General features: G+C 72.7%; 11 protein-coding genes. 10 read left to right on the top strand and 1 reads right to left on the bottom strand.

What is annotated here, in order from left to right; all coding sequences use genetic code 11:
- The first annotated feature begins 37 nt into the window (after window positions 1-37).
- The 6 genes from IE142_RS02080 to holA all read left to right on the top strand — a co-directional run bounded on the left by IE142_RS02080 (window position 38) and on the right by holA (window position 7,205).
- On the top strand, window positions 38-1,165 hold the full coding sequence (locus IE142_RS02080) for a ComEA family DNA-binding protein (RefSeq protein ID WP_191884106.1): 1,128 nt from the start codon (window positions 38-40) through the stop codon (window positions 1,163-1,165).
- Window positions 1,162-3,882, top strand: a complete 2,721-nt coding sequence (locus IE142_RS02075; RefSeq protein ID WP_191884105.1) for a ComEC/Rec2 family competence protein — start codon at window positions 1,162-1,164, stop codon at window positions 3,880-3,882. Before IE142_RS02080 ends, IE142_RS02075 begins: the two co-directional genes overlap by 4 nt.
- A 5-nt stretch (window positions 3,883-3,887) precedes the next feature.
- The gene (locus tag IE142_RS02070) at window positions 3,888-4,715 is read left to right on the top strand and encodes an arylamine N-acetyltransferase family protein (protein WP_191884104.1); all 828 of its coding nucleotides are present in this window, start codon (window positions 3,888-3,890) and stop codon (window positions 4,713-4,715) included.
- 253 nt (window positions 4,716-4,968) lie between these two features.
- Complete coding sequence (locus IE142_RS02065) at window positions 4,969-5,895, top strand: YceI family protein (protein ID WP_191884428.1); 927 nt, start codon at window positions 4,969-4,971, stop codon at window positions 5,893-5,895.
- Window positions 5,892-6,137 carry a hypothetical protein gene (locus tag IE142_RS02060; protein WP_191884103.1) on the top strand — a complete coding sequence of 82 codons (246 nt, stop codon included), beginning with the start codon at window positions 5,892-5,894 and terminating at the stop codon, window positions 6,135-6,137. Before IE142_RS02065 ends, IE142_RS02060 begins: the two co-directional genes overlap by 4 nt.
- Window positions 6,138-6,215: 78 nt before the next feature.
- Window positions 6,216-7,205, top strand: coding sequence for a DNA polymerase III subunit delta (gene holA, locus IE142_RS02055; protein ID WP_191884102.1), 990 nt, complete (start codon window positions 6,216-6,218; stop codon window positions 7,203-7,205).
- Window positions 7,206-7,453: 248 nt separating this feature from the next.
- Here the strand turns inward: holA and rpsT are convergent, their stop codons facing one another.
- Window positions 7,454-7,720: a 30S ribosomal protein S20 gene (rpsT, locus tag IE142_RS02050; RefSeq protein ID WP_019326438.1), complete on the bottom strand. Its 267-nt coding sequence runs from the start codon at window positions 7,718-7,720 to the stop codon at window positions 7,454-7,456.
- Window positions 7,721-8,073: 353 nt separating this feature from the next.
- Here rpsT and lepA point away from each other — a divergent pair, with 353 nt between their 5' ends.
- The 4 genes from lepA (at window position 8,074) to hemW (ending at window position 15,586) form a co-directional block, all read left to right on the top strand.
- On the top strand, window positions 8,074-9,942 hold the full coding sequence (gene lepA / locus IE142_RS02045) for a translation elongation factor 4 (RefSeq protein WP_043373050.1): 1,869 nt from the start codon (window positions 8,074-8,076) through the stop codon (window positions 9,940-9,942).
- A gap of 295 nt (window positions 9,943-10,237) precedes the next feature.
- Window positions 10,238-12,115, top strand: coding sequence for an AMP-dependent synthetase/ligase (locus IE142_RS02040; protein ID WP_191884101.1), 1,878 nt, complete (start codon window positions 10,238-10,240; stop codon window positions 12,113-12,115).
- 198 nt (window positions 12,116-12,313) lie between these two features.
- Window positions 12,314-14,293 carry a SpoIIE family protein phosphatase gene (locus tag IE142_RS02035; protein ID WP_191884100.1) on the top strand — a complete coding sequence of 660 codons (1,980 nt, stop codon included), beginning with the start codon at window positions 12,314-12,316 and terminating at the stop codon, window positions 14,291-14,293.
- Between the two features lie 60 nt (window positions 14,294-14,353).
- Window positions 14,354-15,586, top strand: coding sequence for a radical SAM family heme chaperone HemW (gene hemW, locus IE142_RS02030; protein ID WP_191884099.1), 1,233 nt, complete (start codon window positions 14,354-14,356; stop codon window positions 15,584-15,586).
- The last annotated feature ends 6 nt before the right edge of the window (window positions 15,587-15,592 follow it).

The raw sequence follows: 15,592 nt of genomic DNA, 5'->3' as shown, positions 1-15,592 counted from the left end.
TCATCGCGGGTCGGGCGAGGTGTCGGATCCTCCTCGCATGGCTCTTCGATCACGCTCACGTACAGCGAACGCGACCAGCGGCCCCGGCCGCGAACCGGCCTCCGACGGCCGGCTACGACACCGCCGCGTATCCCGCACCCGCTCGCGCTCTGGCTCCGGCCCGCCCGTGCGGGCACGGCACGGACGCCGTCGCGTGCCCGCGGACGACCTCCGTCTCCGCGCGGAGGCGATCTTCGGCGAACGTCCCGGCTCGCGGGGCGAGTCGGGGAAGGGCCCACCTGTCGAGGTGCGGCAGGCGGGAGAACGCGGGCGGGCAGAGGCCGGACCGGGCGCCGTCGAGGCCGCGCACGTCTCCGACGCCGCGGGTGCCGAAGTCGGTGCCGTGGGCGGCATGCGGACCGCGGGCGGTGCGGACGGCGACGCGGCCACCTGGCGGGAACGCGCCGGGCATGCTCTGCGGGAGCGGATGCCGGTGTGGCTGCAGACGCGGTGCGGGATGGAACGGCGCAGCGCAGCCGCGCTCACGGTGCTGCTCGTCGTCGCGGCGGTCTTCGCCGTGCAGCACTTCCGGACCGGCCGGACACAGCCCGTGTCGGCGCCCGAGGTGGTACGGGAGGCGGCGGCGTACGGTGCCGACGGGAGCGGTGAGGTGGCCGACGACGACGCAGCTGCCGAGGGCCCGACCGAGGGCACGGCGACGGCGACGACCGGGGCCGAAATCGTGGTCGACGTCGGCGGCAAGGTGCGCGAGCCCGGGGTCCACCGCCTTCCGGCCGGTTCACGGGTCGCGGACGCCCTGCGCGCCGCCGGGGGCGTGCGGCCGGGCACCAGGACAGACGGGCTGAACCGCGCTCGCTTCCTCGTGGACGGTGAGCAGGTGATCGTCGGCGCCCCCGCACAGGCCACGGGGGCCGTCCCCGGCGGTACCGCCCCGGGTGGCCCGGGTGGCGCGGCTGCGGGAGCGGCACCCGCGGCGCCGGTCTCCCTCAGCACGGCGACCGCCGACCAGCTCGACACCCTCCCGGGCGTCGGCCCGGTGCTGGCCCAGCACATCATCGACTACCGCGCCCGGCACGGCGGCTTCCGCTCGGTCGACGAACTGCGTGAGGTCAACGGCATCGGCGAACGCCGCTTCGCCGACCTACGGAACCTCGTGCGGCCATGAGCACCGGGACGGACGCGCAGACGGGTGCCGACAACGGCACGGACGCCGGGCGGCCGGCCACGCAGCGGTCCTCGTCCGACGGGACGGCGCCTGCGCGCGCGGCCGTGCACGCCGCGTCCGGGCACCGGCTCGGGGCGGCCCACCCCCGGCAGGAAGGGCCCGTGGATCTGCGGTTGGTGGCGCCCGCCCTCGCCGCCTGGGCCACGGCGGCGCTGACGCTGGACGCGCCCACCGGGTGGGCCGTGGGCACCGTGACGGTCGGTCTGGTCGTGGCAGGCGCACTGCTGCTGAGGGCGGGGAGACCGAGTCCCGCGCGCGGACGGCCGCGCGCGTCGGTCGCCGCCGTTCTCCTCTGCGTCGCCGCGTCCGCGGCCTCGGCCGGGCTGCACGGCGCCGACCTGCGCCGCGGGCCCGTACCGGAGCTGGCCCGGCAGTACGCCACCGTCACCGCGGAGGTCGAGGTCACCGCCGACCCCGGCCTCACCCGGCCCCGGGTCCGGGGCAACCGGGCGGTGCCGCCCACCGTGTTGATCGAGGGCGACGTACGACGGGTGACCGAGGCCGGCGGAAGGGAGGTGCTGACACGGACGCCGGTGCTGATGCTCGTCGACGTGGGCGGGGACGAGGGGTCGGACCAAGGGGGAGCGAGGGGACAGGGGCCTGCCCCACCGCGCGCCCCGGGCGACGTGCCGAACCCCCGTGCCGGTCCCGGCAGCGCGCACTGGCTGGAACTGCTGCCCACCACACGGCTCCGGGTCACCGCCCGCGCGGCGCCCCCGAGGACGCGCGGGGACCGCGTCGCCGCCGTGCTGCGGGTACGGGGCGATGGGAAGGCACCGGACGTGGTGGCCGGGCCGTCGGGCGCGCAGCGGTTCGCGGGACGGCTGCGGGCCGGTCTGCGGGAGGCCACCGACGGCCTGTCTGCGGACGCGCGGGCCCTGCTGCCGGGGCTGGTCGTCGGGGACACCTCGCGCATCACACCCGAGCTGGAGGAGGCGTTCAAGGAGACCGACCTCGCGCACACACTGGCCGTGTCCGGAGCCAACTTCACGATCGTGCTCGCCCTGCTGCTCGGACCGCCCGGGCTGGCCCAGCGCAGCGAACGCCGGGGGCTCGCACCACGTCTCGGTATCTCCCTGCGGACGACCGCGCTGCTCGGCGGGATGCTCGCGCTGGCCTTCGTCGTCGTGTGCCGTCCCGACCCGAGCGTGCTGCGGGCCGCCGCGTGCGGTGGCGTCGCCCTGCTGGCCCTGGCCACCGGGCGCCGCAGATCCCTGCTCCCGGCGCTGGCGACGGCCGTGCTGCTGCTGGTGCTGTACGACCCGTGGCTGGCCCGCAGTTACGGCTTCCTGCTCTCCGTGCTGGCCACCGGGGCGCTGCTCACGCTCGCCCCGCGGTGGAGCGCGGCGTTGCGCCGACGGGGGGTTCCTCCGCGGCTCGCCGAGGCGCTGGCCGCCGCCGGCGCGGCGCAGGCCCTGTGCGCGCCGGTCGTAGCCGTGCTGTCGGCGCGGGTGAGCCTGGTGGCGGTGCCGTGCAACCTGCTCGCGGAGTTCGCGGTGGCACCGGCCACGGTGCTGGGTTTCGCCGCGCTGGCGACGGCACCGGCGGCCATGCCGGTGGCCGAGGGCCTGGCCTGGTGCGGAGGCTGGCCGGCCGAGTGGATCGCGGCGATCGCCCGCACCGGCGCCGCGCTGCCCGGCGCGGGAGTGGACTGGCCGGGCAGCTGGGCCGGGGCGGCGCTGCTCGCGCTGGCCACGCTGGGGGTGCTGTTCCTGGTCCGGCGCCTGCCGGCGCGTCCCTGGTGGTGCGGTGCGGTCGCGGTGGTGCTGGTGCTGGCGGTGGTGCAGCCGCCGCCCTTGGCCCGGGTGATCAAGGGGTGGCCCCCGCAGGGCTGGCGGATGGTGATGTGCGACGTGGGACAGGGCGACGCGCTGGTGCTGGCGGCGGGTGGGGGCACGGGCGTGGTCGTGGACGCCGGGCCCGACCCGGCACTGGTCGACCACTGTCTGCGCTCGCTCGGCGTCACCCGGGTTCCGCTCGTGGTGCTGACCCACTTCCACGCCGACCACGTGGCGGGGCTGCCCGGGGTGCTGCGGGGGCGCTCGGTGGGGGCGATCGAGACCACTGCCCTCGAAGAGCCCGCGGACCAGGCCGGCTTCGTCCGCAGGCAGGCGATGGCCCGGGGGGTCCCCCTGCGGCACGCCGCCGCCGGGGAACGGCGGCGTACCGGTCCGCTGTCCTGGCAGGTGGTGTGGCCACCGCCGCCACCGAAGCCGTCGCCGCCGGCACCGTCGGGCGCGGTGCCGGGCTCACCGTCGAGTCCGCAACCGGCCCCATGGGAGGGCACGGAAGGGCCCAACGACGCCAGCGTCACTCTGCTGGTGCGGACGGCCGGGCTGCGTCTGCTGCTGCTCGGGGACCTGGAACCGCCGGCCCAGCAACGGCTGGCGAGTTCACCGGCGGCTGCGGCGCTGGAAGGGGTCGACGTCCTGAAGGTGGCCCACCACGGCTCCGCCCACCAGGATCCCGGCCTCATGCGCAAGGTGGCCCCGCGGCTGGCGCTCATCAGCTGCGGTGAGGACAACACGTACGGGCACCCGGCGCCCGCCACCGTCGAGGTGCTGCGGTCCGGCGGCGCGTTGGTGCTGCGTACGGACCGGGACGGGCCGCTGGCGGTCACCGGCACGGGCGGGGCGCTGCGGGTGGCGGGAGACTGAGGGCCATGGACACACCACAGGTCGACGCCTACCTCCGCCGGCTGGGAGCCGAGTACCCGGCGTGGCCCACCCTCGATGCCCTGCGCGAGCTGCACCTGCGTCATTTGCGGACGGTGCCGTTCGAGAACCTCTCCGTCCACCTGGGCGAGGAGATCGTGCTGCAGGAGGAGCGGCTGCTGGACAAGGTCGTGGGCGCAGGGCGAGGCGGGTTCTGCTACGAACTCAACGGTCTTTTCGGTGCGTTGCTGACCGCGCTCGGGTACGAGGTCACGCTGCTCGCGGCGCGGGTGTACGGGGAGGGGGGAGCACTCGGGATTCCGTACGACCATCTGGCGCTGCTCGTGCGAACGGTGGACGGAGGCGACTGGCTGGCGGACGTCGGGTTCGGGGCGCACAGCCACGGTCCGCTGGAGTTCGCGGAGCGGGGCGAGCAGGAGGACCCCGGGGGGACGTTCCGGATCGTCGAGGCGGGACCGGACGAGGCCGGGGTGCGCGGCGGGCACGACTCGCCCCGGGCGGCCGACCTGGACGTGCTGCGCGACGGGGAGGCCGTGTACCGGGTGGAACCGCGCCCGAGGGTGCTCGGCGACTTCGTGTCCGGCGCGTGGTGGCACAGCACCTCGCCGCGGTCGCACTTCCTGCGGTCGCCGGTGTGCTCGCGGCTCACGGAGGACGGAGGAAGGATCACGCTCAGCGGGCGCAGGCTCACGACGACCACCCCCGACGGCGGGCGGGAGGAGCGCGAACTGGCGACGGACGAGGAGGTGCTGGCGGCGTACCGGGACCGCTTCGGCGTCCACCTCGACGAGGTGCCGGCAGTACCCGGCGGATGACGGGACAGGGTCCTCGATGAGGAGAACGGCCCCGCCGACGAGGAGGCGGGGCCGGCCCGTGACGGAGCCGGGTGTCGCCCGTGAGGAATCGGGCCGGGATCGGTGAGATCGCCGACTCCCGGGCACTCGTGCGTACTCCCTGTACATGTGCCGGTTTCCCGTGATGTGGGTCCGTGTTGCCTCGAAAGCCCCATCGGTGATCGACTGTTTCTTCGTCAACGAATTCGTCAACGTCTCGCAGAGGGTGTCGCAGATGATCGGCCCCTTGCTGGGAAGCCGAACGAAGCGCATGCAACGGACGGGTCCCCTCGCCGCGGTGCCGACTCCGCCGAACGGGGGAGTACTCAGCTGCCGGGTCCTCGACCCCGTCGACGAGCCGGTGCCGAACGCTGAGTTCGCGGTCAGCGACACCATGGGGCGCAAGGTGATCGGTGGCGGGACGGACCCCTTCGGGTCGTTCCTGGCGACGGTGCCCGCGGGGGAGTACCGGCTTGCCGAGTCCGCCGAGGGCTACACGCCCTACCGGGCGTCCGCGACGGTCACCGGGGACGCGCCGGCGTCGCTCGGCGACGTGACCCTGCAGGTGGCCCAGCCCGCGCAGCTGCCGGCGCCGGGGGACCGGGAGATCGAGCCGACGCACTCCTCGATCGCGTTCACCGCGCGGCACATCGGGCTCTCCCGCGTCCACGGCCGGTTCAACGCGTTCGCCGGCGCGGTGCGCATCGGCGAGGACATGGATCAGTCGGCGATGCACGTGGTGATCGACGCGGCGTCCATCGACACCGACGTGAAGATGCGCGACGACCACCTGCGATCCGCCGACTTCCTGGACGTGCAGCGGTTCCCGACGCTGGAGTTCTACAGCGAGAAGTTCACGCACCGGGGCGGCAACCGGTGGGCGGTGACCGGCACTCTGTCCCTGCACGGAGTGACCCGCACGGTCACGCTGGACGCCGAGTACCTCGGCCTCGGCAACGGCATGGAGGGTGAGACGCGGGCGGCCTGCCGTGCCACCACCGAGTTGCACCGCGACGACTTCACGGTCAGCTGGCAGACGATGCCGGCGCGCGGCATCGCCGTCGTCGGCCCCGGCATCCGGATCGACCTCGACGTGCAGATCGTGCCCAAGAGTGACCTCCCGTTCCGGCTTTCGCGCGGTGCCCGACAATGGCATCCGTGAGTGACGTGAGACATGTGCTGGTGCTGCCCGACCGCGAGGCCGCCGAGGAGGTGGCCCAGGCGCTCGGGGAGCGGTTCGGCCTCGACGAGGAGCCCCTGCTGGTCCGGGACGCCCTGGCCGGCGAGGACGACGCCGAGGACGCCCAGTGGCTCGTGGTACTGCGTGACGAGGAGGAGCGCCTGGACCCCGGGGAGCTCGACGAGTTCGCGGGGGAGTGGGAGGGCTGGCGCGAGGAGCCGTAGGGCCTGCCGACGGTTCCCGTCCGCGCCGGCACGCCCGCCGGGGGGGCGTTGTCAGTGGTGCGTGCGATGCTTGTCGCGATGGCCAGGAAGACTGCGAATGACGACCCTCTCGCCCCGGTGACCCTTGCCGTGGGCCCAGAGGACCTCCTGCTCGACCGTGCCGTGCAGGAGGTGGTGGCCGCCGCGAAGGCCGCCGACGCCGACACGGACGTACGCGACCTGACCTCCGACCAGCTGCAGCCCGGCACCCTCGCCGAGCTCACCAGCCCCTCGCTCTTCGCCGAGCGCAAGGTCGTGGTCGTACGCAACGCGCAGGACCTGTCCGCCGACACGGTCAAGGACGTCAAGGCCTACCTGGGAGCCCCCGCCGAGGAGATCACCCTCGTCCTGCTGCACGCGGGCGGCGCCAAGGGCAAGGGCTTGCTGGACGCCGCGCGCAAGGCGGGCGCGCGCGAGGTGGCGTGCGCCAAGATGACGAAGCCCGCGGACCGGCTCGCCTTCGTGCGGGCGGAGTTCCGCGCAGTCGGACGGTCGGCCACCCCCGAGGCCTGCCAGGCCCTGGTCGACGCGATCGGCAGCGACCTGCGCGAGCTGGCCTCGGCGGTGTCGCAGCTGACGGCCGACATCGAGGGGACGATCGACGAGGCCGTCGTCGGGCGGTACTACACCGGCCGGGCCGAGGCCTCCAGCTTCACCGTCGCCGACCGGGCGGTCGAGGGACGGGCGGCGGAGGCCCTTGAGGCGCTGCGCTGGTCGCTGGCGACCGGAGTGGCGCCGGTGCTGATCACCAGCGCGCTCGCCCAGGGCGTGCGGGCCATCGGAAAGCTCTCCTCCGCCCGCGGCGGACGCCCCGCCGACCTCGCCCGCGAGCTGGGCATGCCGCCGTGGAAGATCGACCGCGTCCGGCAGCAGATGCGCGGCTGGACCCCGGACGGCGTGTCCGTGGCCCTGCGCGCGGTGGCCGAGGCGGACGCGGGGGTGAAGGGCGCCGGGGACGACCCCGAGTACGCCCTGGAGAAGTGTGTGGTGACCATCGCGCGGGCGGCGCGTTCCCGAGGGCGCGCGTAACCCGGGTCGGACAGGCGCGCGCAACCTGGGCCAGACGGACGCGCGTGATCCGTGCCGGACAGCCGCTCACACCGAAGGCCCCGGCGTCCGTCCTGGGGAAGGACGGCCACCGGGGCCTTCGGACAAAGCTCGCGGATCCATGCCCGCGTGGCGAACGCAGGCCGCGCATGGATCCTGGGTGCCGGACGGGAGCGGATGAGAGAGGGCCCGCCCTGGGTCCTTCCGGCGATTCAGATCAGGTAAGAGGTTCAGCCCTTGAGGGCGCCGACCTTCTGCGCCAGGGCCGACTTCTTGTTGGCGGCCTGGTTCTTGTGGATGACGCCCTTGGAGACGGCCTTGTCGAGCTGGCGCGCAGCAACGCGCTGGTACTCGGTGGCCTTCTCGACGTCGCCCGCGGCAGCGGCCTCACGAGCCTTGCGGATCGCGGTCTTCAGAGAGGACTTGACGGCCTTGTTGCGCAGCCGGGCCTTCTCGTTGGTCTTGTTCCGCTTGATCTGGGACTTGATGTTCGCCACGAATGAGCCTTTGCAGGTTCAGGCACGAGGCCGCGAGGCTCCCGTGCCGGTGATTTCTTGAAGGAGTGCCTCGCGCTGAGAGGGCATGAGACACAGCCCCCCACACTACCAGCGGCCGCTCAGCCCGCCCAAACCCGGCCCAAGCCCGGCCCCGCACCGGGCCCGCCCCGGCCCCGAACCCAGCCGGAGTCGGCACCCCAACGGCCCCCCCACCGGACTCGATCCGCCCCCGATCCCGCCCGCAACCCCTCCCAAACCCATCCCAGCCCCGCACCCGTGGGACGATGGAAGCTACGTATAGATCCGACCCGAGACCGCAGACACTGCGGACGCCTCAAGAATCAGGACCCTGCGTGCCCGCGATCCCTAGCCATGTGCCCGAGCCGAGCCGTACCGACCCGGCTCTGATCCGCAACTTCTGCATCATCGCGCACATCGACCACGGCAAGTCGACGCTCGCCGACCGGATGCTCCAGCTGACCGGTGTGGTCGAGCAGCGGCAGATGCGCGCCCAGTACCTCGACCGCATGGACATCGAGCGCGAGCGCGGCATCACGATCAAGTCCCAGGCGGTGCGACTTCCGTGGGCCCCGTCCCACGACGAGGGCAACACGCACATCCTCAACATGATCGACACCCCGGGGCACGTCGACTTCACCTACGAGGTCTCGCGCTCGCTCGCCGCCTGCGAGGGCACCATCCTCCTCGTCGACGCAGCCCAGGGCATCGAGGCCCAGACCCTCGCCAACCTCTACCTGGCGATGGAGAACGACCTCACGATCATCCCCGTGCTGAACAAGATCGACCTGCCGGCCGCGCAGCCCGAGAAGTTCTCCGAGGAGCTCGCCAACCTGGTCGGCTGCGACCCCGACGACGTGCTCAAGGTCTCCGCCAAGACCGGCCTCGGCGTCGACGCGCTGCTGGACAAGGTCGTCGCCGAGGTCCCCGCCCCGGTCGGCGTCAAGGACGCCCCCGCCCGCGCGATGATCTTCGACTCGGTCTACGACTCCTACCGCGGTGTCGTGACGTACGTCCGCGTCATCGACGGCCAGCTCAACAAGCGCGAGCGCATCCGGATGATGTCCACCGGCGCCACGCACGAACTGCTGGAGATCGGCACCAATTCGCCGGAGATGCTCTCCGCCGACGGTCTGGGCGTCGGCGAGGTGGGCTACCTGATCACCGGCGTGAAGGACGTCCGCCAGTCCAAGGTCGGTGACACCGTCACCAGCCAGCACAAGGGTGCCGAGGAGGCGCTCGGCGGCTACAAGGACCCCAGGCCGATGGTCTTCTCCGGCCTGTATCCGCTGGACGGCTCCGACTACCCGCTGCTGCGCGAGGCCCTGGACAAGCTCCAGCTCAACGACGCCGCCCTGGTCTACGAGCCCGAGACCTCCGCCGCCCTCGGCTTCGGCTTCCGCGTCGGCTTCCTCGGCCTGCTCCACCTCGACGTGATCCGGGAGCGCCTGGAGCGCGAGTTCGGACTCGACCTGATCGCCACCGCGCCCAACGTGATCTACCGCGTGGTCATGGAGGACGGCACCGAGGTCGAGGTCACCAACCCGAGCGAGTTCCCCGAGGGCAAGATCAACGAGGTGTACGAGCCGGTCGTGCGCGCCACGATCCTGGCGCCGACCGAGTTCATCGGCGCGATCATGGAGCTGTGCCAGACCCGGCGCGGCACCCTGCTCGGCATGGACTACCTCTCCGAGGACCGGGTGGAGATCCGCTACACCCTCCCGCTCGCGGAGATCGTCTTCGACTTCTTCGACCAGCTGAAGTCCAAGACCCGCGGTTACGCCTCCCTCGACTACGAGCCCACCGGCGAGCAGACCTCCAGCCTGGTCAAGGTCGACATCCTGCTGCACGGTGACAAGGTGGACGCCTTCTCGGCGATCACCCACAGGGACCAGGCGTACGCGTACGGCGTCCGGCTCGTCGCCAAGCTCAAGGAGCTGATCCCGCGCCAGGCCTTCGAGGTGCCGGTCCAGGCCGCCATCGGTTCCCGGGTGATCGCCCGCGAGACCATCCGCGCCATCCGCAAGGACGTCCTGGCCAAGTGCTACGGCGGTGACATCTCCCGTAAGCGGAAGCTGCTGGAGAAGCAGAAGGAAGGCAAGAAGCGGATGAAGATGGTGGGTTCCGTGGAGGTTCCTCAGGAGGCCTTCATCGCGGTGCTGTCGAGCGACGACAGCGCGGGGTCGGGCAAGGGCAAGAAGTAGCCGCCACACCGCACCCGCCGCACGCCGAGTCCGGGCAAATCGGCCACCTAGGGGCCCGTCGTACGAAAGTGCGGCGGGTCCCTTCGCACGTCACGGGCGCGCATCTGTAGGAAGTGACAGGGTGCGGACTCTTACGCCGAGGCCACTCGCCCTTTACGCTGATGCCTGCCCCGTAGTTACTCGTGAGTTAAACAAGTGATCGGGCAACCGTCCGAGCCCCAGCCCGACCACCGCCCGAGAGTGAATCCAGCCGCACCTGAGCAAGCCGCGCCGTCGCGGGCCCACGGAGGATGTCGTGAGCGACACACAGACACTGATCGAGAACCGTCCGCCCTCCGTGGCGGGGCTCTTCCTGGAGCGGGTGGCGGCCACGCCGGACGCCGAGGCGTACCGCTACCCGGTGCCGTCCGCGTCGGGTGAGGGACCGGACGACTGGAAGTCGCTGACCTGGGCGCAGGCCGCCGAGCGGGTCTACGCGATCGCGGCCGGTCTGATCGAGCTGGGCGTGCAGCCCGAGCAGCGCGTGGCACTCGCCTCCTCCACCCGCCTGGAGTGGATCCTGGCCGACCTCGGCATCATGTGCGCCGGCGCCGCGACGACCACCGTCTACCCGCAGACCAACGCCGACGAGTCGGCGTACATCCTCTCCGACTCCGAGAGCCGGGTGCTGATCGCGGAGGACGCCGCGCAGCTGGCCAAGGCGAAGGAGAGGCGGGCCGAGCTGCCCGACCTCACCCACGTCGTGGTGATCGACGCGACCGGCGCCGACACCTCCGAGGACTGGGTCCTCACCGTCGACGAGCTGGAGCGCCGGGGCGCCGCCCGCTTGGAGAAGGACCCCGAGCTGGTCAGGAAGCGGGTCGGCGCACTCACCAAGGACCAGCTCGCCACCCTCATCTACACGTCCGGTACCACCGGCAGGCCCAAGGGCGTCCGCCTCCCGCACGACAACTGGTCGTACATGGCGAAGGCGATCGCGGCGACCGGCCTGGTCACCAAGGACGACGTGCAGTACCTGTGGCTGCCGCTGGCGCACGTCTTCGGCAAGGTGCTCACCTCCGGCCAGATCGAGGCCGGTCACATCACCGCCGTCGACGGCCGCGTCGACAAGATCATCGAGAACCTTCCGGTGGTCCAGCCGACCTACATGGCGGCCGTGCCCCGCATCTTCGAGAAGGTCTACAACGGCGTCGCCGCCAAGGCCCGTGCGGGCGGCGGGGCGAAGTACAAGATCTTCCAGTGGGCGGTCGGCGTGGCCCGTGAGTACGCCAAGGTCACCCAGGACAACTTCAAGCGCACCGGCACCGCGAGCGCCCCCGCCGGCCTGCGCACCAAGCACGCCGTCGCCGACAAGCTCGTCTACGCCAAGATCCGCGAGGCCTTCGGCGGGAACCTGCGTGCCTGCATCTCCGGGTCGGCCGCCCTCGCCCCCGACATCGGCTACTTCTTCGCCGGCGCCGGCATCCACATTCTGGAGGGCTACGGCCTCACCGAGTCCTCCGCGGCCTCCTTCGTCAACCCCGGCGAGGCCTACCGCACCGGCACGGTCGGCAAGCCGCTGCCCGGCACCGAGGTGCGCATCGCCGACGACGGCGAGATCCTGCTGCGCGGCCCCGGCATCATGGAGGGCTACCACAAGCTGCCCGAGAAGACCGCCGAGGTGCTGGAGTCCGACGGCTGGTTCCACACCGGCGACATCGGCGAGCTCTCGCCCGACGGCTACCTGCGCATCACCGACCGCAAGAAGGACCTCATCAAGACCTCGGGCGGCAAGTACATCGCGCCCGCCGAGGTCGAGGGCCAGTTCAAGGCGGTATGCCCGTACGTCTCCAACATTCTGGTCCACGGCGCCGACCGGAACTTCTGCACCGCGCTGATCGCCCTCGACGAGATCGCCATCACGCAGTGGGCGAAGGAGAATGGGCTGGCGGGCAACGCGTACGCGGAGATCGTCGCGGCCCCCGCGACCGTCGAGATGGTCGACGGCTACGTCAAGCAGCTCAACCAGGGCCTCCAGCGCTGGCAGACCATCAAGAAGTTCCGCCTGCTGCCCCGCGACCTGGACGTCGAGCACGGCGAGATCACGCCGAGCCTGAAGCTGAAGCGGCCGGTCGTCGAGCGGGAGTACAAGCACCTGATCGAGGAGATGTACGAGGGGTCGCGGGAAGCGTAGCCCGGGCCCGGACGTCGTGATCCGTACGGCGAATGCCCGAAACCGTCCGGCTTTCGGCCACTTTCGAGTGTTCGCCTACCACGAATCTCACCCATGGCGGTTCACTTCGGTAACTCCGCGCTTATGGGCGGGGCCGGTCTGTCACTCTAGTCGGCACTGACTGCGAAGCATGCGCACGCACTGCCCGGGGAGCCGTCCATGGGGGCCATTCCGACGCAACGGGAGATCGTCTCCCGCGCCACTGGTGCGCCCGCGCGCCCTGCCGGCGCATCCGTCAAGGAAAGCGCGCGGGCGCACGTGACCCTGCTCGGCAGCTCCCTGGCCCCGGGCGCCGCCCGCGCGATGGTGCGGGCCGCACTCGCCGACTGGTCCGCGCTCGGCCTGCCCGGCACGGACCAGCTGACCGAGCATCTCACCGCCGACACCTTGGTGGCCGTCAGCGAACTGGTCACCAACGCCGTCGTGCACGCCGGCACCGACGTCGAGGTGGTCTGCCGGCTGGAGGAGACCGGCACCCTCGTCGTCGAGGCCACGGACCACCACCCCTCCCGGGCGCCGAGGAGCGGCGACCAGGAGACGCCGCAGGAGACTCCCGAGTACGGCAGGGGCCTGCGGCTCGTCGCCGCGCTCGCGGAGGCCTGGGGCATCACCTACCGCCCGGGCACCAAAACGGTCTGGGCGCGGCTGCGCGCCACGGGCGCCGATGCGGAGACGACGGAAGCCGCGGAGGCGGCGTACGCGGTGCGGACCGCCGCGCGGACCGAGGCGTACGAGGAGGAAGACGACCCGCGGTTCACCGGAGCCGCGGCCGGTCCACCGCCGGGGCGGGAGACCGGGACGGGCCGGCGCGGCATCCGCGACCGCGAGTGGCTGGGCCGCGGCGCCCTGTCCTTCCTCGCCGAGGCCTCCGATCTGCTGGCCGGGCAGCTCGACGAGGACCTGGTCGCCTCCCTCGCCGGTCAGCTGATCGTGCCGCGGCTCGCCGACTGGTGCGCGGTGTGGCTGGAGGACGAGTCCTTGGGCCGGGGGGCCTGGAGCGACGCCCCGGGGGCGGTCGTGGGGGCACGGCTGGCCCGCGTCTGGCACGGCAGTGAGAGCCTCATCGAGGAACTGCGCCGCGCCCTGGAGAAGGACCCGCCCCGCCCGCGCGACCCGTGGCGCTCCGGACCCGTCGCCCACCCCTGGCCCGGCGAGGCGCTGGGCCCGGACGGCGTCCACGGCGCCGCGCTCGCCTACCGCCTGATCGCCGGGGGCCGGCCGCTCGGCACCCTGGTGATCGGACGGACCGGTACCGCCGGCTTCCCCGACGAGATCACCGGCCTGGTGGAGGACCTCAGCCGCCGTGTGGCACTCGCCATCGGCGCCGCCCGTCAGTACGCCCGCCAGGCCACCATCAGCGCCGTCCTCCAGCGCGGCCTGCTGCCCGGCGCCGTCGCCGAGATCCCCGGCGTGCGCAGCGCCCTCGTGTACGAACCGTGCGACAAGGGCGGCCCCAGCGGTGACTTCTACGACCTCTTCCCGGCCGGTGACGGCCGCTGGTGCTTCGCCGTCGGAGACGTCCAGGGCAAAGGTCCCGAAGCCGCCGTCGTCATCGGGCTCGCCCGGCCCTGGCTGCGGCTGCTGGCCCGCGAGGAGTACGGCGTCCCCGACGTCCTGGACCGCCTCAACCAGCTCCTCCTCGACGACGCCACCGAGGCCGCCGACGCCGCCGCACGCGCCCTGGTCGCCGTCGGTGGCCCACCGGTTGCCCCGGGCGACGGACCGCAGACCCGTTTCCTGTCCCTGCTCTACGGCGAACTGGTCCCGCACGACGGCGGCGTCCACTGCACCCTCGCCTCCGCCGGGCACCCGCTGCCCCTCCTCCTCGGCCCGGACGGCGCCGTCCGGGCGGTCGCCGAACCGCAGACCCTGCTCGGCGTCGTCGAGGACGTGACGTACACGAGCGAGACCTTCGAGCTGTGCTCCGGCGACACCCTCCTCTGCGTCACGGACGGGGTCACCGAGCGGCGCAGCGGCTCCCGCCAGTTCGACGACGGGGACGGGCTCGCCGCGGCGCTCGCCGACTGCGCGGGCCTGGACGCCGGGCTGGTCGCGGAGCGGATCAGGCGGCTGGTGCACGAGTTCGGGGCGCGGCCCCCGGAGGACGACCTGGCGCTGCTGGTCCTGCAGGCCGAGTAGGCGAGCGGCCGAGCGGGGCGGGCAACCGAACTGCAGCGGCCGTGCGGGACAATGGAACGCATGCCCTCCGCACTCCCCGACGGCGAGCCCGTCCCCGCCGACGGCGCCCTCCCGGCGTCCGCGCTCGCCGGCGCCGCCGACCGCCCCCTCGGCTTCTACCTGCACGTCCCGTACTGCGCGACCCGCTGCGGCTACTGCGACTTCAACACCTACACCGCGACCGAGCTGCGCGGCACCGGCGGCGTCCTCGCCTCCCGCGACAACTACGCCGATACGCTGACCGACGAGATCCGCCTCGCCCGCAAGGTGCTCGGCGACGACCCCCGCGAGGTCCGCACGGTCTTCGTCGGCGGCGGTACGCCCACCTTGCTGGCCGCCGGTGACCTGGTGCGGATGCTGCAGGCGATCCGCGACGAGTTCGGCCTCGCGCCGGACGCGGAGATCACGACGGAGGCCAACCCGGAGTCGGTCGACCCGGCCTACCTCGCCACTCTCCGCGAGGGCGGCTTCAACCGGATCTCCTTCGGCATGCAGAGCGCCGAGCAGCACGTCCTGAAGATCCTGGACCGCACCCACACCCCCGGCCGCCCCGAGGCCTGCGTGGCCGAGGCCCGCGCGGCGGGCTTCGACCACGTCAACCTGGACCTAATCTACGGCACCCCCGGAGAGAGCGACGACGACTGGCGCGCCTCCCTGGACGCGGCCCTCGGCGCCGGACCCGACCACGTCTCGGCGTACGCCCTGATCGTCGAGGAGGGCACCCAGCTCGCCCGCCGCATCCGGCGCGGCGAGGTCCCCATGACCGACGACGACGTCCACGCCGACCGGTACCTGATCGCCGAGGAGACCCTGTCGGCGGCGGGCTTCGACTGGTACGAGGTGTCCAACTGGGCCACCTCCGACGCCGGGCGCTGCCTGCACAACGAGCTGTACTGGCGGGGTGCCGACTGGTGGGGCGCGGGTCCCGGAGCGCACAGCCACGTGGGCGGGGTGCGCTGGTGGAACGTGAAGCACCCGGGGGCGTACGCGGGCGCGCTGGCGGCGGGGAAGTCGCCGGGCGCGGGGCGCGAGATCCTGACGGACGAGGACCGGCGGGTGGAGCGCATCCTGCTGGAGCTGCGCCTGCGGGAAGGCGTCCCGCTGTCCCTGCTGCGGGAGACGGGGCTCACGGCGTCGCGACGGGCGCTGTCGGAGGGACTGCTGCAGGAGGCGCCGTACGGGGAGGGGCGTGCGGTGCTGACGCTGCGCGGGCGGTTGCTGGCCGATGCCGTGGTGCGGGATCTGGTCGACTGATCCCTC

Source organism: Streptomyces mutabilis (genome assembly GCF_014649815.1).
Lineage (GTDB): Bacteria > Actinomycetota > Actinomycetes > Streptomycetales > Streptomycetaceae > Streptomyces > Streptomyces mutabilis.
Note: the sequence above shows the minus strand (reverse complement) of the source record. Positions and strands in the feature narration are given on the sequence as shown.

What these genes read in the sequence shown, in the direction of transcription:
- IE142_RS02080 (WP_191884106.1), top strand. Translation starts at nt 38, where the DNA reads ATGGCTCTTCGATCACGCTCACGTACAGCGAACGCGACCAGCGGCCCC.
- IE142_RS02075 (WP_191884105.1), top strand. Translation starts at nt 1,162, where the DNA reads ATGAGCACCGGGACGGACGCGCAGACGGGTGCCGACAACGGCACGGAC.
- IE142_RS02070 (WP_191884104.1), top strand. Translation starts at nt 3,888, where the DNA reads ATGGACACACCACAGGTCGACGCCTACCTCCGCCGGCTGGGAGCCGAG.
- IE142_RS02065 (WP_191884428.1), top strand. Translation starts at nt 4,969, where the DNA reads ATGATCGGCCCCTTGCTGGGAAGCCGAACGAAGCGCATGCAACGGACG.
- holA (WP_191884102.1), top strand. Translation starts at nt 6,216, where the DNA reads ATGGCCAGGAAGACTGCGAATGACGACCCTCTCGCCCCGGTGACCCTT.
- IE142_RS02035 (WP_191884100.1), top strand. Translation starts at nt 12,314, where the DNA reads ATGGGGGCCATTCCGACGCAACGGGAGATCGTCTCCCGCGCCACTGGT.
- hemW (WP_191884099.1), top strand. Translation starts at nt 14,354, where the DNA reads ATGCCCTCCGCACTCCCCGACGGCGAGCCCGTCCCCGCCGACGGCGCC.